Origin of the sequence: Bacteroides sp. AF29-11 (assembly GCF_003602895.1) — a bacterium.
GTDB classification, from domain to species: domain Bacteria; phylum Bacteroidota; class Bacteroidia; order Bacteroidales; family Bacteroidaceae; genus Bacteroides; species Bacteroides uniformis.
In genome coordinates, this window is sequence record NZ_QTLY01000026.1 from 1974 (window position 1) to 2613 (window position 640).

Consider the following 640-nt stretch of genomic DNA (forward strand, 5'->3'; position numbering starts at 1 on the left):
CAGGTTGCTATGGTTCATCGTGAACACGGCCATGTGCAGAGCTTCGTCTTGACACCGGCAATCCAAAGTGTCAGCACGCCCCAGTCAAACTCGCACCGGAACCCCGGTTCATACTCCTGGCGGATGAACGCCGCCGGGGACTTGGCTGGAGCGGACACCGCCACTTCCAATGCACGGACATACTGGCATACCGTCGAATAGGCAATCTCTATGCCTTGATCGCGCAACCGGCGCCACATGTCAATCTTGCGCATCTGCTGCTTGCGCAATCCGGCCGCGGCATTAGACCGGTTGCGGGCCATGAAGCCGTCTATCGCCTCCATCACCTGCTGGTTCATCACTCTGCGGACACGTTTGCTGCTGTCATAGCGCACCGGCTGCTGCAGGTACGTGTCCATTGCTTCCGCATCGGGGTTGTCACCGACCGCTTGTTCGAAAGCCCGGAGATACTTGCGTACAGTCTTGCGGCTCATGCCGTTACGACGGGCGATCTCACGGATGCTCAATCCGTCACGCCTATAGGCGAGAATTATGGAATCTCTTTCTTCCATGTGGTACATATTATGAACGCCATTGGTTTTTATGAATATACCAATTTTGTTCGGTTAAACATACCCATGGGTGGGGCACTTTTTAAATG

Annotated in this window: 1 pseudogene; it reads right to left on the reverse strand. The window is 54.7% G+C overall.

The features are described from left to right. Positions 1–431 precede the first annotated feature (431 nt). Positions 432–551: pseudogene (locus tag DWZ03_RS20485) on the reverse strand (helix-turn-helix domain-containing protein); the annotation flags it as partial. Positions 552–640: the final 89 nt, after the last annotated feature.